Raw genomic sequence first — 433 nt, forward strand, 5'->3', positions numbered from 1 at the left:
TGCATCGCCTGCGCCGTCTGCAGGCCACGGTGCTCGAGCAGCGCGATCTGATCGCCCGACGCAACCAGCAGCTGCTCGACGAGCATCGCGCGGCCAAGGCGATCTTCGACAAGGTCGCTCACGCCGGTTGCCTGAGTGCGCCGAACATCCGCTACCGGCAGTCCCCGCAGGCGCTATTCAACGGCGATCTTCTGCTGGCGGCCCACGCGCCGGCTGGGCAGATGTTCGTGCTGCTCGGCGATTTCACCGGCCATGGCCTGCCGGCAGCGAGCGGCGCGATGCCGCTGGCCGAAACCTTCTACGGCATGGCCGCCAAGGGCTATTCCAGCACCGACATCCTTCGCGAGATCAATGCCAGCTCAAACAGATCCTCCCGGTGGAGATGTTCTGCTGCGCCACGCTGCTGGATATCGACGCCAAGCAGGGCACCCTG

Annotated in this window: 1 protein-coding gene; it reads left to right on the top strand. The window is 66.1% G+C overall.

The genetic code is table 11. From position 1 onward, the window contains the following. Positions 1-433 (top strand): SpoIIE family protein phosphatase (locus tag ACEWB7_RS17950; RefSeq protein ID WP_411581084.1); only part of this gene is annotated, 433 nt, incomplete at both ends.

Source organism: Acinetobacter sp. NIOH-H-8, from assembly GCF_046635365.1.
Lineage (GTDB): Bacteria > Pseudomonadota > Gammaproteobacteria > Pseudomonadales > Moraxellaceae > Acinetobacter.